At 63.1% G+C, this 24,025-nt stretch carries 22 protein-coding genes, 1 tRNA gene and 2 pseudogenes; 16 read left to right on the top strand and 9 right to left on the bottom strand.

The annotated features are described in order from the left end of the window. Positions 1-178 precede the first annotated feature (178 nt). From D886_RS0113910 to D886_RS0113890, 7 genes and pseudogenes are all read left to right on the top strand, one after another. Positions 179-967, top strand: coding sequence for a hypothetical protein (locus D886_RS0113910; protein ID WP_027594513.1), 789 nt, complete (start codon positions 179-181; stop codon positions 965-967). After that, positions 964-1,419: a ribosomal protein S18-alanine N-acetyltransferase gene (rimI, locus tag D886_RS0113905; RefSeq protein ID WP_027594512.1), complete on the top strand. Its 456-nt coding sequence runs from the start codon at positions 964-966 to the stop codon at positions 1,417-1,419. The genes D886_RS0113910 and rimI overlap by 4 nt, the downstream gene beginning before the upstream one ends. 185 nt (positions 1,420-1,604) lie before the next feature. Further along, complete coding sequence (locus tag D886_RS27840) at positions 1,605-2,606, top strand: RHS repeat-associated core domain-containing protein (RefSeq protein ID WP_256215068.1); 1,002 nt, start codon at positions 1,605-1,607, stop codon at positions 2,604-2,606. Positions 2,607-2,738: 132 nt separating this feature from the next. Next, positions 2,739-2,807 (top strand): annotated as a pseudogene (locus D886_RS28850) (energy transducer TonB); the annotation flags it as partial. Then, positions 2,806-2,964 (top strand): annotated as a pseudogene (locus tag D886_RS26970) (ribosomal-protein-alanine N-acetyltransferase); the annotation flags it as partial. The pseudogenes D886_RS28850 and D886_RS26970, both read left to right, overlap by 2 nt. 51 nt (positions 2,965-3,015) lie before the next feature. Then, on the top strand, positions 3,016-3,654 hold the full coding sequence (can, locus tag D886_RS0113895) for a carbonate dehydratase (RefSeq protein WP_027594511.1): 639 nt from the start codon (positions 3,016-3,018) through the stop codon (positions 3,652-3,654). Between the two features lie 144 nt (positions 3,655-3,798). Then, positions 3,799-4,383, top strand: coding sequence for a D-Ala-D-Ala carboxypeptidase family metallohydrolase (locus tag D886_RS0113890; protein ID WP_027594510.1), 585 nt, complete (start codon positions 3,799-3,801; stop codon positions 4,381-4,383). On the opposite strand, the gene D886_RS0113885 is transcribed toward D886_RS0113890, so the two are convergent. Next, positions 4,323-5,240, bottom strand: a complete 918-nt coding sequence (locus D886_RS0113885) for a LysR substrate-binding domain-containing protein (RefSeq protein ID WP_027594509.1) — start codon at positions 5,238-5,240, stop codon at positions 4,323-4,325. The two genes, D886_RS0113890 and D886_RS0113885, sit on opposite strands and share 61 nt — an antisense overlap. Before the next feature lie 241 nt (positions 5,241-5,481). Here D886_RS0113885 and D886_RS0113880 point away from each other — a divergent pair, with 241 nt between their 5' ends. Together D886_RS0113880 and D886_RS0113875 are read left to right on the top strand one after the other, a co-directional pair. Further along, positions 5,482-6,099: a LysE family translocator gene (locus D886_RS0113880; protein WP_027594508.1), complete on the top strand. Its 618-nt coding sequence runs from the start codon at positions 5,482-5,484 to the stop codon at positions 6,097-6,099. A 268-nt stretch (positions 6,100-6,367) separates the two neighbouring features. After that, positions 6,368-6,616 carry a DUF4880 domain-containing protein gene (locus D886_RS0113875; protein ID WP_027594507.1) on the top strand — a complete coding sequence of 83 codons (249 nt, stop codon included), beginning with the start codon at positions 6,368-6,370 and terminating at the stop codon, positions 6,614-6,616. A 91-nt stretch (positions 6,617-6,707) separates the two neighbouring features. Here D886_RS0113875 and D886_RS0113870 read toward each other — a convergent pair. Both D886_RS0113870 and D886_RS0113865 read right to left on the bottom strand, forming a co-directional pair. Next, positions 6,708-6,784 (bottom strand) — tRNA-Met (locus D886_RS0113870). A 95-nt stretch (positions 6,785-6,879) separates the two neighbouring features. Beyond that, positions 6,880-7,803: a FecR domain-containing protein gene (locus D886_RS0113865; protein WP_033694200.1), complete on the bottom strand. Its 924-nt coding sequence runs from the start codon at positions 7,801-7,803 to the stop codon at positions 6,880-6,882. Between the two features lie 192 nt (positions 7,804-7,995). On the opposite strand from D886_RS0113865, the gene D886_RS0113860 reads away from it, so the two are divergent. Then, complete coding sequence (locus D886_RS0113860; RefSeq protein ID WP_027594505.1) at positions 7,996-9,210, top strand: MFS transporter; 1,215 nt, start codon at positions 7,996-7,998, stop codon at positions 9,208-9,210. A gap of 400 nt (positions 9,211-9,610) precedes the next feature. Next, on the top strand, positions 9,611-10,768 hold the full coding sequence (locus D886_RS0113855) for an MFS transporter (protein WP_027594504.1): 1,158 nt from the start codon (positions 9,611-9,613) through the stop codon (positions 10,766-10,768). Between the two features lie 11 nt (positions 10,769-10,779). Here the strand turns inward: D886_RS0113855 and D886_RS0113850 are convergent, their stop codons facing one another. Together D886_RS0113850 and D886_RS0113845 are read right to left on the bottom strand one after the other, a co-directional pair. Then, positions 10,780-11,736, bottom strand: coding sequence for a FecR domain-containing protein (locus tag D886_RS0113850; RefSeq protein ID WP_027594503.1), 957 nt, complete (start codon positions 11,734-11,736; stop codon positions 10,780-10,782). After that, positions 11,723-12,238: a sigma-70 family RNA polymerase sigma factor gene (locus tag D886_RS0113845; protein ID WP_027594502.1), complete on the bottom strand. Its 516-nt coding sequence runs from the start codon at positions 12,236-12,238 to the stop codon at positions 11,723-11,725. Before D886_RS0113845 ends, D886_RS0113850 begins: the two co-directional genes overlap by 14 nt. A gap of 172 nt (positions 12,239-12,410) precedes the next feature. Here D886_RS0113845 and D886_RS0113840 point away from each other — a divergent pair, with 172 nt between their 5' ends. The 3 genes from D886_RS0113840 to D886_RS0113830 all read left to right on the top strand — a co-directional run bounded on the left by D886_RS0113840 (position 12,411) and on the right by D886_RS0113830 (position 16,703). Next, positions 12,411-13,037, top strand: coding sequence for a DNA-3-methyladenine glycosylase (locus tag D886_RS0113840; RefSeq protein WP_027594501.1), 627 nt, complete (start codon positions 12,411-12,413; stop codon positions 13,035-13,037). Positions 13,038-13,185: 148 nt separating this feature from the next. Further along, entirely contained in the window at positions 13,186-14,244 is a 1,059-nt protein-coding gene (ada, locus tag D886_RS0113835; RefSeq protein WP_027594500.1) for a bifunctional DNA-binding transcriptional regulator/O6-methylguanine-DNA methyltransferase Ada, read from the top strand. A gap of 56 nt (positions 14,245-14,300) precedes the next feature. After that, entirely contained in the window at positions 14,301-16,703 is a 2,403-nt protein-coding gene (locus D886_RS0113830) for a DUF3772 domain-containing protein (protein WP_027594499.1), read from the top strand. 98 nt (positions 16,704-16,801) lie between these two features. On the opposite strand, the gene D886_RS0113825 is transcribed toward D886_RS0113830, so the two are convergent. From D886_RS0113825 to D886_RS0113810, 4 genes are all read right to left on the bottom strand, one after another. After that, positions 16,802-18,019, bottom strand: a complete 1,218-nt coding sequence (locus tag D886_RS0113825; protein WP_027594498.1) for a DUF3422 domain-containing protein — start codon at positions 18,017-18,019, stop codon at positions 16,802-16,804. A gap of 167 nt (positions 18,020-18,186) precedes the next feature. Continuing rightward, positions 18,187-19,617, bottom strand: coding sequence for an aldehyde dehydrogenase family protein (locus D886_RS0113820; protein ID WP_027594497.1), 1,431 nt, complete (start codon positions 19,615-19,617; stop codon positions 18,187-18,189). A 13-nt stretch (positions 19,618-19,630) separates the two neighbouring features. Beyond that, positions 19,631-21,130 (bottom strand): cytosine permease, encoded by a 1,500-nt coding sequence (locus D886_RS0113815; RefSeq protein WP_027594496.1) that lies wholly within the window; start codon positions 21,128-21,130, stop codon positions 19,631-19,633. A 93-nt stretch (positions 21,131-21,223) separates the two neighbouring features. Then, positions 21,224-21,613, bottom strand: a complete 390-nt coding sequence (locus D886_RS0113810; RefSeq protein ID WP_027594495.1) for a nuclear transport factor 2 family protein — start codon at positions 21,611-21,613, stop codon at positions 21,224-21,226. A gap of 231 nt (positions 21,614-21,844) precedes the next feature. Here D886_RS0113810 and D886_RS0113805 point away from each other — a divergent pair, with 231 nt between their 5' ends. Next, positions 21,845-22,834, top strand: coding sequence for a Fic family protein (locus D886_RS0113805; protein ID WP_027594494.1), 990 nt, complete (start codon positions 21,845-21,847; stop codon positions 22,832-22,834). Positions 22,835-22,972: 138 nt separating this feature from the next. After that, positions 22,973-23,992 carry a transporter gene (locus D886_RS0113800; RefSeq protein WP_027594493.1) on the top strand — a complete coding sequence of 340 codons (1,020 nt, stop codon included), beginning with the start codon at positions 22,973-22,975 and terminating at the stop codon, positions 23,990-23,992. Positions 23,993-24,025: the final 33 nt, after the last annotated feature.

Raw genomic sequence — 24,025 nt, 5'->3', positions numbered from 1 at the left:
TTCACCCCTTGGTCTGTAATGAGAGATGTCCCTTGGTTTTTTAGGGGTATGGCGGGAGCGCTTTGGCGCCTGTGAGATCGAGCGCCGCCCGCGCGGCGCTCGATCTCAACAACACTGCAAAACCCAAGGCGTACGCGTTAGAATGCCCGATTGTTTCAACCCTCCGGATACCCGCCCAGTGCTGACCGAACCCCGTCGCCGCGCCTACCTCTCCGCCATGCAAGTGGTGCACTGGCTGCCGCGCGCCGAACTGCCGTTCGCCGCACCGTCGCGCCCCGAACTGCTATTGCCGGTGGCGCCGGTCGAAGACATCGACTTCGAGGTCAGGCCTGCACCGGCGGCCAACCAGCCGGCGCCAGCCGCCCCTCAGGCACGCTCTGGCGAACGCCCGAAAATCGAAATTCCGCGCCCCGGCAGCACCGCAAAGCCCGCCGCCAAGCCAGCCGAAGCTGAGCCAGAAGCGCCCGCACCGCGCCCGGCCCCGGTGCCGCCGCCACGTTTCTCGCTGCAGTTGCTGCGTGCCGGCAGTTGCCTGCTGCTGGTGGAACTGGCCACCGGTCAGCCCTTCCAGAGCCGCGACCCGTCCTACCTGCTGCTCAAGGACATGCTGCGCGCCGCCGGCCTGCCCGACGCCCCGCAGATCATCGGCGAGCCGGTCCGCTGGCCGTTGCTGGTGCGCGGCAACATGGACCAGGGCCCGGACGCTGCACGCGATTTTGTCCAAGGGTTCATCCAGGCACGCCTGGAAGAAGCCCCGTGCAACTGCTTGTGGCTGATCGGCCTGCCCGCGCTGCGCTTCGCCGGCAATGCCGATGCGCACACCTACTACCAAGTACTGAAGCTCGAGGGCCTGGGCGAAGCCTGGGCCTTGCCGGGCCTTGAACTGTTGATGGACGAGCCGCAGCGCAAGGCGGACGTCTGGAAAGCCATGCGCCAGCTGATGGCGCGCTGGAAGAGCGTTGAATGAGTGAATCGATCAGTTTCCGCCCGATGACCGAGGCGGATCTGGATGCCGTGCTTAAGATCGAATATGCCGCGTTCAGTCATCCCTGGACCCGCGGAATCTTTCAGGATGCGCTCAAGTCCTACGAAGTGTGGCTGATGTTCGATGGCCAGCAGCAGGTCGGCCACGGCGTGATCAACGTGATCATCGACGAGGCGCACCTGCTCAACATCACCGTCAAACCCGAGAACCAGGGGTGTGGCCTGGGCCTGCGTCTGCTCGAGCACCTGATGGCGCGGGCTTACCAGCTCAATGGCCGGGAGTGCTTCCTCGAGGTGCGCGCCAGCAACCAGTCGGCGTATCGGTTGTATGAGCGCTATGGCTTCAACGAGATCGGCCGCCGGCGGGATTACTACCCCATGGCGGGCGGGCGCGAGGATGCGCTGGTGATGGCTTGTACGTTGTTCGAAGAGTGAAGGTGCGGTCCATTCGCTGATGCGCTGGCTGCCAGCCCCCTAGCGCATACTATGGCGTGGTGCCGATTCACCCGTTGCTGCGCTCGGCTTCCGAGTTACCCCAGAAGCGATCCTGGCATTTTTACCAGTATACAAAGGGCTTCGCGTTCTGAATCATTGGGATGGGAATTCTGAGTATTACGACCATGAAGACTTTCACGGGTGCTTGGTTTTTTTATGAAGGGGATGCAGTACGCACTGTTTGGCAGGAAGGCCGTTGCAGTTCGTTGATCCAGGCTGCGGGTATGCGGCTTGTCGAACGAAAGGTTGCCAATGATCTTCAGCAAACGATGATGCTTGCTTCGGATGGCATGGGCTCTGTGATAGGTGAGTCCGGTACAGGGTCTAAATCGGTAGCCTATTCACCTTATGGCTTCCAGAGGGGTATGGAGTCGCTGATTGGCTTCGCAGGCCAGATGCAGTCATTGTTGCCAATCGGTTACTTTCTTGGGAACGGTTATCGTTTTTTTGACGTTGTTACCCATCGCTTCAACTCGCCTGATGAATTCAGTCCGTTTGGTAGAGGAGGCGTGAATGCGTATGTTTACTGCGGGGGTGACCCAGTGAATCGTACGGACCCTAGTGGCCACATCACCTACTATTATGGCTTATCAAGCCACTTTGATTGGGTGGCGTCGCTTACAGCACCCACTGCACCCACTGCACCCACTGCACCCACTGCGCGCACTGGGCCGAGTTATTATTCAGATGGTTTATTTGGAAAGAGTCAGGTACAGAATTTTCCAAGGATTACTACAACGATTAGCCCTCGCTCTGAGGGGATTCATGCTTCGCGTAAGCGTGCTGCGTCACCCGTAGAGGCTGGGGTGTCAAAGCGCTTGAAGCAAGAAGGAGGTCTCATTCAAAAACCGCAGGCTGATGTCAACAGGGGGCTGGTTAAAGCCAGAATGAAAGATCGAATTGAGAATTCTCAACTCGAGTTGTTTTCTAATGATAGTAATGTTCCAGACAATAGAACTATCGCGCTAGATTATTTAGATATGCTCGATTCTAAGGCAACGGAAGAAGCGAGAGAAGCGTTATACAATAAATATGGAAGGACAGTGAGAGTTGGCGAGGTGAGGGATTACGTTTGTGAGGGTGTGAGTGGAATTGTTAGTTGGATTCGCAGATCAGCTAAGCGATAATCTTTACAGATTCTAGATGCTGCAAGGCAGGTCTAACCATGTAGGTTCATTCACGCCCTACGATCCGGTCATGAAGCTGTCAGATAGAAAGCAAATAGGTGGCGTCGATTGAGATCTGTCGATCTATCGTTTATGGACCAAGGCCCGGACGCTGCACGCGATTTTGTCCAGGGGTTCATTCAGGCACGCCTGGAAGAAGCGTGAGTGCTTCTTGGAGGTGCGTGCCAGCAACCAGTCGGCCTATCGGTTGTACGAGCGCTACGGGTTCAACGAAATCGGCCGCCGCCGCGACTACTACCCGGTCGCGGGTGGCCGTGAAGACGCCCTGGTGATGGCCTGCACCCTGTTCGAGGAGTGACCCCTCAGGCGCAGGTCCAGTCACACAGGTACAACCTGATGAGGCAAGACCATGCACGACCTGCAGGAACTGATCGACAACAATGCGCGCTGGGCCGATGCCATCACCCAGCGTGACCCCGATTTCTTCGCCAAACTGGCCCGTCAGCAAACCCCGGAATTCCTCTGGATCGGCTGCTCCGATGCGCGGGTGCCGGCCAACGAGATCGTCGGCATGCTGCCCGGCGACCTGTTCGTCCACCGCAATGTCGCCAACGTCGTGCTGCACACCGACCTTAACTGCCTGTCGGTGATCCAGTACGCCGTCGAAGTGCTCAAGGTCAAACACATCCTGGTCACCGGCCACTACGGCTGCGGCGGCGTGCGCGCCGCCATGCAGGACCGCCAGCTAGGCTTGATCGACGGCTGGCTGCGTTCGATTCGCGACTTGTACTACGAAAAGCGCGGTGAGCTGGCCAAGCTTGAAACCGAAGAGGCGCAGGTCGATCGCCTGTGCGAGCTGAACGTGATCCAGCAGGTCGCCAACGTGGCCCACACCAGCATCGTGCAGAACGCCTGGCACCGTGGGCAGGAGCTGTCGGTGCATGGCTGCATCTACGGCATCAAGGACGGGCGTTGGAAGAGTCTGGACACCACCATCAGCGGGTTCGCCCAACTGCCGCCGCAGTATCGGTTGCGGGCGTTGGACTAATGGCAAAAACCATAGGAGCTCCCACAGGTGTGGGAGCCTCTCTATACTGCGCTATACCTGAGGGATTGTCGTGGTGACCAGCCGCGGCGATGGGCTGCCAAGCGGCCCCAATTACAGGCCATGAGGCTTGAGCCGGGAGTAGGGATGACAGGGACGAAGTGGCTACTGCTGGTGGCGGGGATGTGGGCGGTCAATGCGGCGCAGGCCGATGACCGCGACGTGTGGATGTTCGCCCAATGGGCTGGCGATCATCAGACTCGCCCGTTCCGCGAGATGCTGGTAGATGCCCGCTTGTATGGGGTGGTGCCTATTCACCAACTGCTTCGCTCGGCCTCGGACTGGAAGCTGTGCCGGGCGTCGCCGTTTGCGGTGCCGCCGGCCAGCCAATGGCCTGCGGTGCGCTCGACACTGTCGCTGCTCAAAACCCTCGGCGATCAAGGCATCCTGCGCCAGTTCGAGGTGGTTTCAGCCTACCGTGACCCGCGCCTGAACGTCTGCGCCGGTGGCGCCGCCAACAGCGCCCACACCCGCGCCTTCGCCGTCGATATGCTGTTGCCGGCCTGGGCCGACCCCAACCCGTTGTGCCGTTTCTGGCAACAGCATGGCCAAGCCTGGAACATGGGCCTGGGCCGCTACCCGTCAGGTCGTATTCATGTCGACACGGCCGGCTACCGCACCTGGGGTGGCGATGGCAGCGCCGGGTCGTCGTTCTGTATCAAACCCAAGTGAGCCAGGCAGGCCTGGCATTCGTCGATCACCCATTCGGCGAAGCGCTGGCGCTTGCCACCCTCGTCCAGCGGCTGCGGGCTGAGCAGGTGATAGGCAGAGCCGTCGCGCAAGAAGCCGAAAGGGGCCTGCAGTTGGCCGCTGTCGAGCTCGTCGCGCACCATCAGGGCTGACCCCATGGCCAGGCCCAGGCCCGCGCTGGCGGCCTGGATCGACAAATAGAAATGCTCATAGTCGCTGCGCTCGGTGTGCCTGGCCCGTTGTTCGCTCAGGCGCAGCCAGGTGGGCCAGGCGCTGGGCCGGGTGCGGCTGTGCAATAAGCGCTGGCCGTCCAGGCCGGTGGCGGCGCCGGGGCGGCAGACCGGGCCGATCCATTCGTCGCAGATTTTGCGGTGATGCAGTTGGCGGTCCCAGTGGAAGTCATCGCGGCGCAGCGCCAGGTCGACGCCGCTGCGCGCGAAGTCCAGCGGCCCACCGGCGGCTACCAGATGCAGTTGCAGGTCGGGGTGGGCGCTGTGGAAGCGCGGCAGGCGCGGGATCAGCCAGCGCATGGCGATGGTGGGCTCGCAGGAGAGCACCAGCACGTTGTCGCGCTCCTGCTGTTGCAGGCGCTGCACGGCGCCTTCGAGCTGTTCGAACATGGCCTGGGTGGTGCCATGCAACGCACGGCCGGCGGCGGTGAGGAAGATGGCCCGGTTGCGGCGCTCGAACAGTTCGATGCCGAGGCTTTCCTCAAGCAGCCGTACCTGCCGGCTGACCGCGCCGTGGGTGACATGCAGGCGCTCGGCGGCGCGCACGAAGCTTTCGGTTTCGGCGGCAATGTCGAAGTAGCGGAAGGCGTTGAGAGGGGGCAGTTTCATGGTTTTGTGGTGCCTGTTCCGGCCTCTTCGCGGGCAAGCCCGCTCCCACAAGGATCGCGCATTCATGAAGTGTGCACAGCACCTGTAGGAGCGGGCTTGCCCGCGAAGAGGCCAGTACAAGCACTGCACCTCTGTGAGAAAAACTATCGAATATCCGCCACTATAAATCGATTTTTAGCGGCCCATAAGCCCAAGATAATCGGCGCGTCTGTGCATTTTCATCGCCAATCGAGACCCGCCAATGACCGAACTCATCGCCGTAGCCCTGTTTACCATCCTTGCCGTCATCAGCCCGGGGGCCGACTTCGCCATGGTCACCCGCAGCAGTTATGCACAGGGCCGTAAAGCCGGACTGGCGGCTGCGGTGGGGATCGCCTTGGGCGTGCAGGTGCATGTGCTGTATACGGTGCTGGGTATCGCCGTGATCATCAGCCAGAGCCCACCCCTGTTCCTGTTCATAAAGGTCGTCGGTGCTGGGTACCTGATCTACCTAGGCTATAAATCGCTGACCAACACCACGCGCATCCACCTCGACGGCGTTGGCCAAGACACCGGTGCCAGCCTGAGGGCGGCACTGCGCACCGGGTTTCTGACCAACGCCCTGAACCCCAAGACCATGCTCTTCGTCATCAGCGCCTACACCCAGGTGGTGCAGCCGGGTAGCCCGCTGGCGCTGGACTTCGCTTACGGCGCGTTCATGTCGTTTGCCCATTGGGTGTGGTTCAGCCTGGTGGCGGTGTTCTTCTCCAGCACGGCATTGCGCAAGGCGATGATCGAGCGGCAAGTCATGATGGACCGAGTGATTGGCTTGGCGCTGATCGGCCTTGGTCTGGCAGTTGTAATGGCGAATGTGCGCTGACAGGGCAGGGTGGGCACCTGGTATTTCTATCAGTTGTAGCGATGTGATCGCATCAGGCAGGATCCTTCGGACAGGCAAGTGAAAACCTGCGTCAAGCCGGTGATTGCATGTCGGGTAGTGGCAATTTAGAATAGAATCATTCCCATTTGCGAAGCCTCGCGATGAAAATACCTCTATTTCCCGCCGCAAAATGCCTGGATGACTGGTGCAGGGGCTGTCACCCGTGGCTGCTGGTGTGGTTGCGCCAATGCCTCAATGGGTCGCCGTTATGAGCCCCGAAATCCTATACGAAGCCGTCGAATGGCTGGGGCGCCTTAACGGCCAGCCGAGTGGCCGCGAGCGCAAGGCTTTTCGTGTCTGGTTGGCCCAAGACGAAGAGCACATCGAAGCCTTTAAGCGCATGCAGGAAATCGAGACCTATTTGCACGAGCATGCGCCTGCCGCGCGTACGGCTCTGACAATGAAAGTGCTGGCCCTGATGGCAGTGCTGGCATTGCTTACAGCAGTGTGGATTTAGCACATCGCACTGGGTCAGTTGTCGGAGACGCCGTAACTTTTTCACAGGCAAAGAAAAAGGGCCTACCTTTCGGTAAGCCCTTTATCATGATTGGTGGCTACACAGGGACTTGAACCCCGGACCCCAGCATTATGAATGCTATGCTCTAACCAACTGAGCTATGTAGCCAATGGCGCGCATTATTCCCTTGTGATGCCCCTCTGTCAACACTCATTTCAAAAAAAATTTGCACGCTTTCAAAAACTTAGCCGCCAGGCCCGCCTTCAGCGAACGATCAGCCAGTGCCCGAGCATGCTGTGCAGCTGCAATTGCTGGGCGCTGGCCAGTGCGGCGAGGCTTTCGGCAGGGCGGTCGAGGTTGAAATCGCCGCTCACGCGCCGATGGGCGGTGTGTGCGTCGAGTATCCACAGGCGTTCGCCCTGGTAACCGGCCAGGCGTTCCAGCACCTGCCCAAGCGGCATATCGGTGGCGCGCAGGCGGCCGCTGCGCCAGCTGTCGGCAGTTTTCAGATCGGTTTTTTGCACAGTATCGATTCGTGTGCCGTCGAAGCTCACCCGTTCACCCGCCGAGACCAGGCGCTGCTCGCCGGCCTGCACAACCATGGCCTTGCCACTGAGCACCACCAGCTCGTCGTGGTGCGCATAGCGCGCGATTTGCAGCCGGGTGCCAAATACCTGGATGAGCGCATCGCCCACTTCTACCTCCATGGCCCGGCCGTCGAGCAGGACCTCCAGGTAGACCTGGCCTTGTACCAGGTGCAACTGGCGGGTACGGCCACGCAGGTCGACGTTCATCGCGCTGGCGCTGTCCAGGTGCAGGGTCGAGCCGTCGGGCAGGCGCAGGCTACGGCGTTCGCCCACGTCGGTGTGCAGTTCGCTGCCCAGGCGTTGCATCAGTGGCCAGTACAGGTAGGCCAAAGCGCCCATCACCAGCAAAAACAGCAGCGCCAGCCATTTGCCCAGGTGGCTGCGGCGCGTGTTTATCTGCCGCGGTCGGGGCCGTGCCGGTGGCGGTTGCAGCTGTTGCCAAAAGGTTTCCAGTTCAGCGTAGGCTTGGGCGTTCTGCGGCGCCTGGCACCAGGCGGCAAACACCTGGCGTTCGCCTTCGTCACAGCCGGGCTGACGCAAACGGGAAAACCACTCCAGGGCTTCCTGCTGAGGGTCGGGCTGGAGTTGCTTGGCGGGCATCGGGCTCATGGGATCGGTCTGCTCACGATAGGGGCCGTTTCGCCCAACGATGACAGGGGAATGAGTCGAGGATGCTAATTATATTGAGAACCATTTACAAGTACGTTTCGACGGAGGGATAAAAAAGGTAGCTATGTATCTATTTGTTTCCCGATAATCGGATCCCAAACCTGCGGACGGAGATTCAGGCACATGGCCATCAGTAGCACCTCCACAGCGTCCACCAGCGCAGCGGCGAACCCTGCCAACCCGTTGGTGATGCGCATCATCGGCTTCTGCGCCCTGGCGCACTTGATCAATGACCTGATCCAGTCGGTGCTGCCGGCGATCTACCCGATGCTCAAGGCCAACTACGACCTGAGCTTCGCCCAGATCGGCATGATCACCCTGACATTCCAGATAACCGCCTCGCTGCTGCAGCCTTGGGTCGGCTTCTTTACCGACCGCCGGCCCGCCCCCAACCTGCTGCCGATGGGCACCCTGTGCACGCTGGTGGGGATCGTCATGCTGGCCTTTGTCGGCAGCTTCCCGATGATCCTGCTGGCCTCGGCGCTGGTGGGCATTGGTTCATCCACCTTCCACCCAGAAACCTCGCGCATCGCGCGGTTGGCCTCGGGCGGGCGTTTTGGTCTGGCCCAATCGACCTTCCAGGTAGGCGGCAACACCGGCTCGGCGCTGGGGCCACTGCTGGCGGCGGCGATCGTCATCCCGTTCGGGCAAACGCACGTGGCCTGGTTTGGCCTGGCGGGGCTGTTCTTCTTCGCCGTGACCCTGATGCTGCGTAGCTGGTACAAGGAGCACCTCAACCAGGCCAAGGCCCGCAAGGTGGTGCAGGCCACCCATGGCATCTCGCGCAAGCGGGTGATCGCGGCGCTGATCGTGCTGGGCCTGTTGGTGTTCTCGAAGTACTTCTACATGGCCAGCTTCACGAGCTACTTCACCTTCTACCTGATCGAAAAGTTCGACGTCTCGGTGGCCAGCTCGCAGCTGCACCTGTTCCTGTTCCTGGGCGCGGTGGCGGCCGGTACCTTCTTCGGCGGGCCGATCGGTGACCGTATCGGGCGCAAGGCGGTGATCTGGTTCTCCATTCTCGGCGTGACACCGTTCACCCTGGCGCTGCCGTATGCCGACCTGTTCTGGACCACCGTGCTGAGCGTGGTGATCGGCTTCATCCTGGCCTCGGCGTTTTCGGCCATCGTGGTGTATGCGCAGGAGCTGGTGCCGGGCAGCGTGGGCATGATTGCCGGGATCTTCTTCGGGCTTATGTTCGGCTTCGGCGGCATTGGCGCGGCGCTGCTGGGGTATGTCGCGGACTTGCGCGGTATCGAGTACGTGTATGGCGTGTGCTCGTTCCTGCCGTTGTTCGGGTTGTTGGCGGTATTCCTGCCGTCTACCAGCAAGCGTTGAGCCTGTAAGGGGCTGCCGCGCAGCCCAATCGCGACGCAAGGCCGCTCCTACAAGGAGCCGCCTTGCCGAGCACAGGACTGGCCGGAATAGGTCGTGCGGCGGCCCCCAGACGATTGACGGCCCGACCACCGTTAGCCTAGAGTGCCGCCTCTTTTCTCCAACCTGCGTAGTCAAAGCAATGCGCCGTAACCCGTCCCTCCCACCTGCTCGCCAGCCTGCACTCCAGGCCCTGCGTCGTGCGTGGCCGAGCGACACGGTGCTCAAGCGTCGGCGCAGCGTGCTGTTTGCCTTCACCTTCTCGCCACACCTTGCCCTGAACTGATCCGCGCTTTTGCGTCGTCCGCCGTCCCGGCGTGCGCGCTCGTGTTTGCTCGTCTTTTCGGTTTGCAAGGAGTGGTAAATGAACATGCGTTTGCTGGCGGGCCTGTTGTTCGCCGTGTCGGTGGTGGGCTTCAGCCTGGGGGCCAGCCTGCCGTTGGTGTCGTTGCGACTGCATGAGGCCGGCGCAGGCACGCTGGAAATCGGCATTATTTCGGCCATCCCGGCAGCCGGGATGATGCTTTCGGCGTTCATGGTCGACGCCTGCTGCCGGCGCCTGACCCGGCGCACCATCTACCTGCTGTGCTTCAGCCTGTGCACCGTCAGCATCGCCTTGCTGGAGTCGGCTTTCGACTCGATCTGGTTGCTGGCGTTGCTGCGCTTGGGCCTGGGCATCGGCATGGGTATCGCCATCATTCTGGGCGAGTCCTGGGTCAACGAGCTGTGCCCAGAGCACAACCGCGGCAAAATCATGGCCCTGTATGCCACCAGCTTTACCGGCTTCCAGGTACTCGGCCCGGCAATGCTGGCCGTGCTGGGCGCCGACAGCCCATGGATCACTGGCGTAGTCACCGCCTGCTATGGCCTGGCGCTGCTGTGCATCGTGCTGACCGTGCCCAACGACTACGTCGAGCATGAAGAAGGCGAAAAAAGCTTCGGCCTGGCCGGGTTCTTCCGCGTGGCGCCGGCCTTGTGCGTGGCGGTGCTGTTCTTCTCCTTCTTCGACGCCGTGGTGCTGTCGCTGCTGCCGGTGTACGCCACCAGCCACGGCTTTGCCGTGGGTGTGGCGGCGCTGATGGTGACGGTGGTGTTTGCTGGCGACATGCTGTTCCAGCTGCCTTTGGGCTGGTTGGCCGACCGGGTCGAGCGCACCGGGCTGCACCTGGTGTGCGGCCTGGTGGCGATGCTGATCGGCATCGGCCTGCCGTGGCTGCTGCAGATGACCTGGTTGCTGTGGCCGCTGCTGGTGGTGCTGGGCGCAGTGGCGGGGGGCATCTACACCTTGGCGCTGGTGCTGATCGGGCAGCGCTTCAAAGGGCAGGACCTGGTCACGGCCAATGCCAGCGTCGGCTTGCTGTGGGGTGTGGGCAGCCTGATCGGGCCGCTGGTCAGTGGCGCGGCGATGGATGTGGCACCGCACGGGTTGCCGATGGCGCTGGCGATCATGGCAGGGTTGTTCGTCTGTTTTGCCCGGCAGTCGTACCGGCGGGCAGGGCGCCTGCGCGCGGTGGCGGACTGACCACGCGGGGTTCAGGCGGCGTCGATGCTCACCCAATAGCGTGTGCGGTACTCGACCCGCACCGGCAGGCTGCGCGTGAGCAATTGCAGAATCTGCCCGGTATCGGCCAGCTGGTAGGTGCCGGAGACCTTGAGGTTTGCCACTTCGTCGGCGCAGCGCAGCAGGCCCGGGCGGTAGCGGGCCAGCTCCGCCGCGAATTCGCCCAGCGGCATCTGCTGCACGCTGAGCACGCCGTCGGTCCAGCCCCACGGGTCGCTGCGCAGGCTCACGGCCTGCGAGCTGCCGTTGGCCTGCACCTGCAAGGTTTCGCCAGCCTGTACCAACCGCGCTGAAGGCGACGCGGGGAACAGTGTGACCTCGCCACGGCGTACGGCCAACAACAAGCCATTGTCGTTTTCGCGCAGCAGCAGTTGGCCGTCGAGTGTGCCCAAGGTGCCGACACGGGTATCGATGCGGAAGGGGCGGCTGTCGTTGGCGTTGGCGTCCAGGCTAACCTCGCCCCGTATCAGTTCTAGCAGTCGTTGTTGGCTGCTGTAGTGCAGGTCGATGGCACTGGCGGTGTTGAGCTGGATACGGCTGCCATCACTGCCTTGCAATTGCCGACGTTCACCCGCCGCGGTGCTGCTGTCGGCCAGTAGCTGCGGCAGGCCCAAGGGCGCGCGTGCGGCCCAGCCCAGGCTGCCGCCAACGGCCAACAGCGCCAGCAGCTTGAGGTGGTCTCGGCGGCTGCTGTGCTGGCGCTGGCTGGCGTCGAGGGTGCGTCGGCTCAGTGCCTTGGGCAGCCCGGCCAGCTCGTCGCTGAGGCTGCTGACACGCTGCCAGGCCTGAGGGTTTTGTGGGTGGCTGGCCAGCCATTGCTGGAATTGCCGCTCGGTACGCGGGCTGGGGGTGTCGAAGCGCAGTTTCACCAGCCAGTCGATGGCCTGGTCGACCTGGGTTTGCGCGGGGGCGTTCTCAGCGTTCGGCATAACGCAACCGGTAGCAGACACCCAGGGCCTTGGCCAAGTCGCGCTCGATGGTCGCGCGGGACACATCCAGCTGCAGGGCGATCTGCGCGATGCTCAGCCCGTCGATCTGGGCCAGCAGAAAGGCCTGCCGCACCCGCGGCTTCAGCGCCTGCAGGGCGCGGTCGAGGCGTTCCAGCGTATCGAGGATGACCAGCCGGTGTTCCTCGCTGGGCACTTCGGCTTCCGGCAGGTGGGCCAGGCTTTCCTGATAGGCCCGCTCCAGGGCGCGGCGGCGGAACTGGTCGATCATCAGCCCCCGGGCGATGGCGCTGAGGTAGGCGCGGGGCTCCTTGAGCGGTGAGGCCTGCCGGGCACGCAACACCCGGACGAAGGTATCCTGGGCCAGGTCGGCAGCATGCTCATGGCACCCGACCCGGCTGCGCAGCCAGCTACTTAGCCAGGCGTGGTGGGACTGATAGAGCAGAGCGACCTCGGTGGGCTTGAGCGTGTCGTTGATCTGCATCGTATCGAAGGCCTGATCCCGTGAGCGTGCGCGATTGTGAATAGTTCTCAATTCTATGCGGGTAACGCGCCGCAGAGCAATGGTATGCCAGGAATTAGCCGCGCAAGATCCGGCGTTTCGCCGATGAGCGGTTGGGCTAAGCTAGGCCTCTAGTCGACGTGTTGGAGCCGCTATGATCCTGGCTGACCTTTCGCCCGAAGCCTACGGGGAAGCTGCCCGCTACCTGGCCGACTCGGATCCGGACTGGGCGCGGCATATCGCAGCGATCGGGCCGTGCCTGCACCAGGCGACGCCGGGACGCGAGCCTTATGAGGCGCTGGTACGGGCGATTGCCTACCAGCAGTTGCATGCACGCGCTGCCGAGTCGATTTTGGGCCGGCTGTTGGCGCTGTTCCCTGAAGGCGGCTTTCCCGCACCGCAGCAATTGCTGGCCGTAACGCCAGAGGCGATGCGTGCGTGTGGTTTTTCGGCGAGCAAGGCAGCCACGGTTCAGGGCATTGCCCAGGCCCGCCTAGCGGGGGTGGTGCCCAGCCGCGAGGAGGCGCTGGCCATGCCCGATGACGCGTTGATCGAGCGCCTGGTGGCCTTGCGCGGGGTAGGGCGCTGGACGGTGGAGATGTTGCTGATCTATTGCCTTGAGCGTTCGGACATTCTGCCGGTCGACGACTTCGCGGTGCGTGAGGGGTATCGTCGGCTCAAGGGGCTGGAGAAAGCACCGACGCCGGCGCAGATGCGCTCGCTGGGCGGTGGCTGGCGCCCGTTCCGGACCGTGGCGGCCTGGTACCTGTGGCGGGCCTGAGGTATTTGCTGTGCCTGCACCGGCCTCTTCGCTGGCAAGCCAGCTCCCACAAGGTCTCCACTGTCGTCGGGACCCGTGGTGTACCTGTGGGAGCGGGCTTGCCCGCGAAGAGGCCGGTACAGGCGATAAAGATAAGAGGTAACCCGCGATGAAACCCTACACAACCTCCGAACAACGTTGGCAGGCCGTGCAGGCTCGCGACGGCAACGCCGCCGGTCACTTCGTCTACGCCGTGCGCACCACCGGTATCTACTGCCGCCCTGGCTGCAAAGCGCGCATGGCCAAGCGCGAAAACGTCGCGTTCTACAGCGATGCCGCCGCTGCCGAATCTGCGGGTTACCGGGCCTGCAAGCGTTGCACGAGCGCGAGCCGTGCCACTGCAACCCGGCGTAGCGAACTGGTCACCCGCGCCTGCCGCCTGCTCGAGGGCGACGAGATTTCGCCGAATCTCGACCAACTCAGTGCACAACTGGCCGTCAGCCCCTTTCACCTGCACCGCCTGTTCAAGGCCGAAACGGGCTTGACCCCCAAGGCTTACGCTTCGGCATTTCGTGCCAGGCGCCTGCGCGAGCACCTGGACAATGATCAGCGCTCAGTCACCGATGCCATCTATGACGCCGGCTACAACTCCAACAGCCGCTTCTACGAAAGTGCCGAGCAACGCCTGGGCATGCGCCCCAAGGCCTACCGTGCCGGCGGGCAGGGGGCGACCATTCGCTTTGCGCTGGGCCAGTGTTCGCTGGGGGCGATATTGGTGGCGCAGAGCGAGAAGGGCATTTGCGCGATCCTGCTGGGTGATGACCCCGAACTACTGCTGCACGCGTTGCAGGACCAGTTCCCCAATGCCCGGCTGATAGGCGGCGACAACGAATATGAACGCGTGGTCGCCGAGGTGGTGGGCTTTGTCGAAGCGCCGGCACTGGGCCTGGCGCTGCCTTTGGATGTACAAGGCACGGCTTTTCAGGAGCGGGTCTGGCAGGCCCTGCGCGAGGTGCCGGCCGGCTGTCGGGTCAGTTACACCGACATCGCCGAGCGTATCGGCGCACCCAAGGCGGTGCGCGCGGTGGCCATGGCCTGCGCCGCCAACCGCATTGCCGTGGCCATCCCGTGCCACCGGGTGGTTCGCCGCGATGGCGATATCAGTGGCTACCGCTGGGGCGTCGAGCGCAAGCAGCAACTGCTCAAGCGAGAAACGGCACTCTCCTGATCGCCTCAAGCCGCGTAGAATCCCCCGCCAAATCGAAATGTATAGAGGAATGTTCGATGAGGCGTGTCAGCCTTGCCCGTTATTGCCTAGGCGTATTGGCCCTGATGGTGGCATTGGCCACCCCGGCCTGGTCCGCACCGGCCACGCCAGTCTCCAGCCTGGCCGCTGCCGAACTGCCGGTGCTCGAAGAAAACGCGAGCCTTGAGCAACTGAATGACCGACTCGACGAGATCCGCCAGGGCGTCACCAGCAACGCCAATGACGACGTGCTCTCGCAGTTGCGCCAGGCCGCCATGCAGGTTCAGCGTCAGGCCGATGCACTGAGTGCGCTGCGGACCACCGACGTTGAGGGCCTGGACGACAAACTCAAGGTGCTTGGCCCGCCCCAGCCGGACGAGACCGCGACCATCACGCTTCAGCGCAAGGACCTCGAGGCGCAGAAAAAGTCCGTATTGGCCGAGCAGGAACAGGCGACCAAGCTGACCCAGTCGGCCCGCGACCTGTCCACGCAGATCGTCAACCTGCGCCGCAGCCAGTTCAACTCGCAGGTCACCAGCCGCGCGACCAGCCCGCTGACCCCGGCGTTCTGGCAATCGCTGATCCGCCCTACCGCTGAAGACCTGAGTCGCCTGCGAGACCTGCGCGGCGAGGCGGCCGATGCCGTGGCTAGCGCGTTCAGTGCCGAGCATCGCTGGTTGTTCCTGACCAGCCTGGTGGCGGCAATCCTGGTCTGGACCTTGGTCCGTCGCCTGCTCGAACGCCTGCTGGCAGACGCCATGATCCGCTGGCTGCCGGAAGGCCGCCTGCGCCGCAGCGCCTTGGCCCTGAGCGTCAGCCTGGCGACGCTGGGTACCATCGCCGGCTCCGTGTCGCTGCTGCGCTGGGGCCTGGAAAGCAGCGCCGAGCTGGGTTCGGACATCGCCAGCCTGACCAACCATATCCTTACCCTGGTGGTGTTCAGCGCCTTCATTTCGGGCCTGGGCCGCGCCATGTTGATGCTGCAGCGCCCGTCCTGGCGCCTGCCACCCATCCACGATGAAGTGGCCAGCGCCCTGGGTTGGTTCCCCAAACTGCTGGCCCTGGCGTTGATGGTGCTGCTGACCCAGGAGCGCATCAATAGCGTGATCGGCACCAGCCTGGCGCTGACCGTGGCCACCAACGGCCTGACCGCGCTGGTGGTGGCGGTGATTTTCTCGGTGGCCTTGCTGCGCTACCGCCGCACCTTGCGCAAGCATGACCTGGAGCGCCCGACCGGCCTGGCGGGGCTGATCCCCTTCGTCATCGTGGTGTGGGTAGGGCTGATCGTGCTGGCACTGCTGGCCGGCTTCCTGACCCTGGCCTACTTCCTGACCGCCAAGTTGCTGTGGATCAGCGTGGTGGCTACCTGTGCCTACCTGTTGACCACCTTCCTCGGTGACCTGTGCGAAACCCTGCTGTCGCCTCGTCAGCCCGGTGGCCTGGCCTTGGCGTCGACACTGGGCCTGGCGCCGCGTCATCAGGCCCAGGCCAGCACGATTCTCGCCGGCATTGGTCGCACTGTGTTGCTGTTCCTGGCGGTACTGCTGGCCTTGACGCCGTCGGGCACCAGCCCCGGCGAATTGCTGCTCAGCCTGGGGGATTGGGACGACACCGGCGGCAAGATGCTCGGCAACATGAACATCGTGCCGCAGGACATCCTGCTGGCGGTGGTGATGTTCTTCGGCGGCATGTTCGGTATTCGTGTGCTCAAGCGCTGGTTGAGCGAGCGCCTGTTGCCGGAAACCGACATGGACGCCGGCATGCGTGCCTCGCTGGTGACGCTGGTGGGTTACCTGGGCTTCCTGTTCCTGGCCATGCTGGTGATGTCGACCCTGCGCATCAACCTGACCAGCCTGACTTGGGTGGTGAGTGCGCTGTCGGTCGGTATCGGTTTTGGTCTGCAGCAGATCGTGCAGAACTTCATCTCCGGCCTGATCCTGCTCACCGAGCGCCCGGTAAAGGTGGGCGACTGGGTCAGCCTGGCCGGTGTCGAGGGTGATATCCGCCGCATCAACGTGCGCGCCACCGAGATTCAGATGTCCGACCGCTCGACGGTGATCGTGCCCAACTCGCAGTTCATCTCGCAAAACGTGCGCAACGTGACCATGGGCAATGCCCTTGGGGTGGTCAGCATTACCCTGACCTTGCCGCTGGAAACCGATGCCAACCGTGTGCGGGAATTACTGCTGGCGGCGTACCAGGAGCACGAAGCGATTCTGGATGCACCCGCGTGTTCGGTGTCGTTCAAGGACCTGACCACCAGCGGCATGGTCATTGGCGTCAGTGGTTACGTGGCGGGGCCGCGGCAGGTGTCGGGCACGCGCAGTGACCTGCTGTTCACCATTCTTGGCCGGTTGCGCGATGAGGGTATCCCGCTGTCGTCGCCGCAAAGCATGGTGTTGGTGCAAGAGGGCGCGCGCCCGGCTGACGAGCCGGCGTGAAGCCGGGGCCGCGGTGCGGCCCATTCGCGGGCAAGCCCGCTCCCACAGGTTCTGCGCTAGCAGGGGCCTGGAGGCGCGGGCTTGCCGGCGATTGGGTTTCAATGCTGCTTGGCCTGCCTGATCCTCACCAGGATCACCAGCAGCACTAACAGCACTGGCGGCGCCATCGCCAACAACCCATCCCGCGCCGTCAGCCCCACCCCCAGCACATTCAGCCCGCCATACAGCAGCTTGAACAGGTTCAACAGGTAATAGGTGATGGCGATGATCGACAGCCCCTCCACCGCCCGCTGAATCTTCACCTGGGCGTCGGCCCGGGCATTGAGGCTGCGCAGGATCTCTGCGTTCTGCTCTTCCATCTCTACCTGCACCCTGGCCTGCAGCAGGTCCCCCAGGTTGGCGACATTCTTCGCCAACTGCTCCAGCCGTTGCTCGGTGGCTGCGCAGTAACGCACCGTAGGCTTGAACCGGCGTTCGATGAACACGCCCAACCGCTGGCAATCGCCCACGTGGCTCTCGCGCAGTTCAGCCAACCGCTCAAACACCAGTTGCGCATACGCCTGGGTGGCGCCGAAGCGGTGGCGGGTCTTCACCGTATGGCTGACCACCTGGCGCGAGAGCAGGGCGATGGCGTCGAGCAGCCCCTTGGAGTCGTGGCCATCGCCCCCGGCGCTGCGTTCGGACAGGCTCACCAGGGTCTTGTCGAAGGCGTCCAGCTCCTGGCTCAGGGCCTTGGCCGTGGTCAGGGTCAGCGAGGCCATCATGCGGTAGGTTTCGATCTCCAGCAGGCGCCGGATCATGCGGCCCTGGCGGTAGGCATTGAGGCGGCGATTGATGAACAGGAAGCGGTTGGTACCGTCCTCGGTCAGGCGAAAATCGCTCCACACCGACGCATCGCCACCGCCCACACAGGAGCCGCAGGGGTCTTTGAAGCCATAGTGGCTCAGGTCGAGGTCCTGTTCGTCGCGGACCAGCACCTGCACCGCATTGATCACCTGCGCCGTTTGCGGGGCGATGGCTTCGGCCAGCACCTGTGGCAGGGCTTGCCACTCGGTGTTGGCGGTGGAGCAGGGCACCACCAGGGTCAGGGTGAAGAACTCGGTGTGCCGTTCCCATTTGAACGGGTGCCCGTCCAGCCGGGTAATGCCCTGCGCTGCGTTGATGTCCTGCGCCTTTGGGCAGCAGCGTTGCAGCAGCGCCGCACACGCTGCATCGCCGCCGAGCAAGGCGAGGTGGAAGACATGGGCCGGGCCGTCGAAATACAGCGACGGGCGAGCGTGCAGTTCGTTGTGCAAGGCGGTGCGTTGAGGGTGCATGGTGGTCCGGCCTGGTGTTGTGATTGTGGGGGTACCAGGAAGTGGGACTTTGCGCGATGACTGAAAAGTCACGTGGCCATGGGGGCCTTTGTGAAACGGAATCAAGCGCAAAGCAAAAGCCCCTTGTGACATCTGTCAGCAAGGGGCTTCTTGACCAGCTGCTGGGGTTAACCCAGGCAGCGCGTCACATGCTTCACCGAGAGGTACCCCGACAACCCCCAGGGCCCGAGCTCGCGCCCGATGCCGCTGCCTTTGGTTCCGCCCCACGAGGTCTCGACGAATACTGCCTGCACCGAGTTGATCCACACGTGGCCAACTTCCAGCGCATCGGCAACGCGTTCGGCGCGTTCCAGGTCGGCAGAGCAGACCGTGGCCACCAGGCCGAAGCGGCTGTCGTTGGCTTCGGCGATCGCCTGCGCTTCAGTGGTGAAGCGCCGTGCACACAGCACCGGGCCGAAGATCTCTTCGGTCCACAGGCGGCTGTGGGCCGGGACGTCCACATACAGCGTGGGGCTGACGAACCAGCCGTCACGGTCCAGCGCTTTGCCGCCGGCCAGGCATTGCAGGCCCTCTTCGCGTGCGGTGGCGAAGTAGCTGGCAACCTTCAGCCATTGCGCCTGGCTGGTCAGCGGGCCCATGTCCACTTCTTCGCTCAACGGGTTGCCCACCCGCAGGTTCTCCAGTGCCGCCTGCAAGCGCGGCAGCAGCGCATCGGCGATACCGTCCTGCACCAGCAGGCGTGAGGTGGCCGAGCACATCTGCCCGGCGTTCCAGCTGATGCCAGCGACAATCCATTCCACGGCCTGGTCGATGTCGCAATCATCGAACACCACGATCGCCGACTTGCCGCCCAGCTCCAGCGTCACGGGCCGGCATTGGGCAGAAGCGCTGCGCATCACCTGGCTGCCAACACTGTTGCTGCCGGTGAACGACAGCTTGTCCAGGCCTGCGTGGTTACTCAGCGCCGCGCCGGTTTCGGCCTTACCGTTGACGATGTTCAGCACGCCAGCGGGCAGGCCGAGGGCCTCGGCGATCTGGCCGTAAGCCTGCTCGATCAGCGGGGTGACTTCCGAAGGCTTGAGCACCACGGTGCAGCCTGCGGCCAAGGCGGGGGCGAGCTTCCAGGCGCTGGTCACCAGCGGGAAGTTCCACGGCACGATCAGGCCGACCACGCCGACCGGTTCCAGGCGGGTGCGGGCGGTGAAGCCGGGCGCGGCCAGGGGCACGTCGCGGTTCTTTTGCGGCAACTGCTCCGCCAGGTCGGCGTAGTAGCTGAAGGTGGCAATCGCGTCGTCCAGGTCGATTTCGGCCTCGTGGCGCGGCTTGCCGTTGTTGCGCATCTGCAGGGTGATCAACGCTTCGCGGCGCTGCCCGAGTTGCTCGGCGAAACCGCGCAGGTACGCTGCACGTTCGCTGGCGCTGGTCTGCTTCCAGGCCGGCAGGGCTTCGCGCGCGGCGGCCACGGCTTGGTCGACCTGGGCAACGCTGGCGGCCATCAATTCGGCGAAGGGCTGGCCCAGTGCAGGGTCATTGACGCTGATGCAGTCGCTGCCTTGGCCTTCGACCCAGCGGCCGGCGATGTAGTGAGAAGTGGTCATGGGCAAATTCCAGTCAGGCCATTTCGGCAGTGATTACCGGCGCATGCGAGGTGCTTTTGCAGCGCACCCAGCGCGGGCCATTGGGCCCATACACGCCAGCAGGTTCAGGGAACAGGTTGAGCAGGGCGAGGTACAGTACTCCCGCCAGCCCTAAGGTTACTGGCAGGCTCAGGTCGATGCCGCCGGCCAGGTCGCCCAGCGGGCCGACGAACTGACCCGGCAGGTTGACGAAGCACAGGCCGATTGCCGCGCTGGGGATCCACGCCCCCATGCCGCGCCAGTTCCAGCCGTGCGTGAACCAGTAGTGGCCGCCGCGCTGGCCACGGGTGAACACCTGCAGGTCATCGGCATGGTAGAAGCCGCGACGGGTGATCAGGCCGAGGATCATGATCACCATCCATGGGCTGGTGCAGGTGATGATCAGCACGGCGAAGGTCGACACGCTCTGCACCAGGTTGAAGGTGAAGCGGCCGATGAAGATGAAGCCGATCGCCAGCACGCCGATCAGCAAGGTTGCGGCGGCGCGGCTGAGCAAGCGCGGGAACACGCTGGACATGTCCAGGCCCGTGCCGTACAGCGCGGTGGTACCGGTGGACATGCCGCCGATCACCGCAATCAGGCACACCGGCAGGAAGAACCAGCTCGGCGAGATCGCCAGCAGGCCGCCGACATAGTTGTTGGCCGCGATGTAGTCAGGCGCCTGGCTGGCGACCAAGGTGGCGGTGCACAGGCCGAACAGGAACGGGATCAAGGTCGCGGCCTGGGCGCCGATCACCGCCAGCATGATGCGCGACTTGGGCGTGGTCCGCGGAATGTAGCGCGACCAGTCGCCCAGGAACGCACCGAACGACACCGGGTTGCTCATGGCCAGGATCGCCGCACCGACGAAGGCTGCCCAGAAGCCCGCTTGGCCAAGGTTGACGCTGCCGGCGTAGCCCGCATCGAACGGCCCGGCGAAGGCCGCGATGCCCAGCAAGAACAGCAAGCTCGACGCCCACACGGCAATCTTGTTGACCCACAGCATGAAGCGGAAGCCGAAGATGCACACCACCAGGACCAACACCGCGAACAGGCCATAGGCAAGGCCCAGGGTGAGGTCGGTTTCCGGTAGGCCGGCGAGGCGTTTGGCGCCACCCACCAGGGCATCGCCCGAGCTCCACACCGACAGCGAGAAGAACGCCACGGCGGTGAGCAGCGACAGGAACGAGCCGACGATACGCCCATGCACGCCGAAGTGCGCGCCCGACGACACCGCGTTGTTGGTGCCGTTGAGCGCACCGAACAGGCCCATGGGGGCGAGGATGATGGCACCGATGCCGACCCCGAGCACAATCGCCCAGACCCCGGCCTGGAACGACAACCCGAACAGCACTGGGAAGCTGCCCAGCACGGCCGTGGCAAAGGTATTGGCACCGCCGAAAATCAGGCGGAACAGGTCAAGCGGGGAGGCGTGGCGTTGGTCGTCGGGAATCTGTTCGACGCCGTTGGTCTCGATACCGGTCGAGTGGCTCATGGTGATACTCCAGCGCGGTTGTTGTCGCCCGGCGCAGTGCGCGGGCCTTATTGTGGGTGCGATGGCAGAGCGGCAAGGCCGCGTAAAAGAGGATCAGGCGGTGGTGACGACCGACAGGTGTTCATGGCAGGCCAACCAGCGCTCGCCCTGGCGGCGAAAGACGATGGTTTCACGCTCGGCCAGCTGGTGCTCTTCACCGGCGATGCGGATGTGCGTGGCCACATCGTGCATGAAGATCGCCACGTCACCTTGCAGGCTCACTTGCGCATTGCCCGACTCACACGCCAGCACGGCAAAACCGTCGGCCTGCCACTGGGCCCACACGGCTTCATAAGCGCCACGCGACAACAGCGGCTGCGCCAAGGTGTGGAAGAGGAAGGTGGCGTCTTCGCTGAAGCAGGCGAAGTAGCGGGCGGTGTCGTTGCTGGCAAAGGCATCGATGAGGTCGGCGGCGGCTTGCCGTACCTGGAGTGTCTGGTCCACGGGAGTGGCCTCACGCTTTTTGTGATTGTGGTGAGCGATTCTGGTGGCGCTTGGCGGGGGGAAAAATCGCTGGGGGCAAATAATCAGTTCAGGAAAGTGTGAAGTGATGTTTGGCTGGCTTTACCCTCGTATTGCCCGTGGATTAAGGTGGAAGGAGTCGTGTTGAGCAGCAGCCATTGGCGTGTAGAACGTAAAACTGACGAAGCCCCTTACCTCCTTGGACTGTAGGCAATGAGTAAGTACGAACCACCGCTCACGGTAACACCTCGTATTTTGGCATTGGTTGCCGAGATCAGTGAGCTTGTGGGGTTGTTGGCTGCTCACTCGGACAGCGGGCTGACGCCGCAACTGCGCCGGGGCAACCGTATTCGGACTATCCAGGCATCACTTGCAATAGAGAACAATACGTTGAGCGTGGAACAGGTAACTGCATTGCTGGATGGCAAGCGGGTATTGGGGTTGCCACGTGAAATCCAGGAAGTGCGAAATGCATTCGTTACCTATGATGCAATGGCGAACTGGCGCCCCGGCTCTCAAGACGATCTCCTCGCTGCACACGGTATGCTGATGCAAGGGCTGATTGATGACGCTGGCCATTTTCGCAAGGGGGGCGTAGGGATCTATCGCGGGGTACGCTTACTGCACATGGCGCCCCCAGCCAGTCGAGTCGCGACGCTCGTGCAGGGCCTATTGCACTGGCTCGAAAAAAACGATTGGCACCCCCTGATCATCAGCTGTGTATTTCACTACGAGTTTGAGTTCATCCACCCGTTTGCTGATGGAAATGGGCGAATGGGACGGCTCTGGCAGACGCTGTTGCTTAGCCGTTGGCGACCAGTCCTGGCATACCTTCCGGTAGAAACGGTAATCCGTGAGCAGCAAGAAGCCTACTATTCGGCGCTTGCTGCAGCCGATCAGTCTGGTGAAGCAACCCCGTTTGTCGAGTATATGCTCCAAGCACTGCTTCAGGCCCTCAGCGAAGCAGTGGGTAGCGATCAAGTAGGCGATCAAGTAACCGATCAAGTAGCGAGACTGCTCAATGTTCTGCCCATTGGGATTTCATTGAAGGCCAATGAATTGATGGATCGCCTTGGGCTCTCGCACCGTCCCACATTCAGCAAGAATTACCTTAAACCAGCAATTGCTATGGGTTTGATCGAAATGACTGATCCTCATTCTGCTCGCAGTCCTAGACAGCAATATCGTCGAGTCGCCAAGTAAGCGACGATCCGCTTGTATGGGCCAACTGGCGGGGCTATCCCCAAATGACCGGCATACGCCAAACCCGCTGTCATCGAACTGCAACCTACATCCCGCACCCTTTCTGCCATCAACCTCAATGCCTCATTGCGAGTTCGAATGGGTCATCCCGCGCTGCATCCGCAACAGGACCATGACCTGTTCGGCCTGCTTTATGCTTTTGCCTTCCGCCCAGGCCAGCCCGGTCGCGAGATCGATTCGGCGCAGCTGCTGCGCAAGCTTGGCGAACCGCCTGAGCCCGACGAATTTTTATGGCTGCACCTGAACCTGGCCCATGCCGCTTGCGAGCGCTGGCTGCGCGCCCACCTGACGCTGCCCGAGGCGTTTTTCGAAACCTTGCGCGAGGGCTCCCGGTCGACCCGTATCGAACATGCCGATTCGGCCCTGTTGGCGGTGGTCAACGATGTGGTGTTCAACTTCGGCCTGGTGTCGTCGGACATTTCCACGCTGTGGGCCTGCGCCAGCAGCCAGCTGCTGGTCAGCGCGCGTTTGCAGCCGTTGCATTCGGTGGACAAGCTGCGCTCGTCGGTCAAGCGAGGCGAGCGCTTCCATTCGTCCATCGAACTGCTGGTGCATCTGCTGCGCGACCAGGGCGATGTGTTGACCCAGATCGTGCGCGAGACCACCACCAGCGTCGATCGCATCGAAGACCAGTTGCTGTCCCAGCGCCTGAGTGACAACCGCGCCGAACTCAGCAGCATGCGTCGGGTACTGGTGCGCTTGCAGCGCCTGCTGGCGCTCGAGCCTGGGGCCCTGCTGCGCCTGCTCAACCGCCCACCGGACTGGCTGCAGGAACAGGACATGCGCCAGCTGCGCGCGGCGACCGAAGAGTTCACCCTGGTGATCAGCGACCTCACCGCCCTGGGTGAGCGGATCAAGTTGCTGCAGGAAGAGATCGCCGCCAAGCTCAACGAGCAGACCAACCGCACCCTGTTCACCCTGACGGTGGTGACCGTGCTGGCGCTGCCCATCAACATCATCGCCGGCTTCTTCGGCATGAATGTCGGTGGCGTGCCGCTGTCGGACGACCCACATGGCTTCTGGGTACTGGTGGCACTGGTGGCGACCTTCACCGTGCTGGTGGGGCGTTGGGCGTTTCGCAAGCGGCGTGAATACTGACGGCGGCATGCGCCCCGACTGACGGTCTCCGCC

Origin of the sequence: Pseudomonas sp. LAIL14HWK12:I7 (assembly GCF_000483465.1) — a bacterium.
In the GTDB taxonomy this organism is placed as follows: Bacteria; Pseudomonadota; Gammaproteobacteria; order Pseudomonadales; family Pseudomonadaceae; genus Aquipseudomonas; species Aquipseudomonas kermanshahensis.
This window is presented reverse-complemented; position numbering and strand designations above follow the sequence as displayed.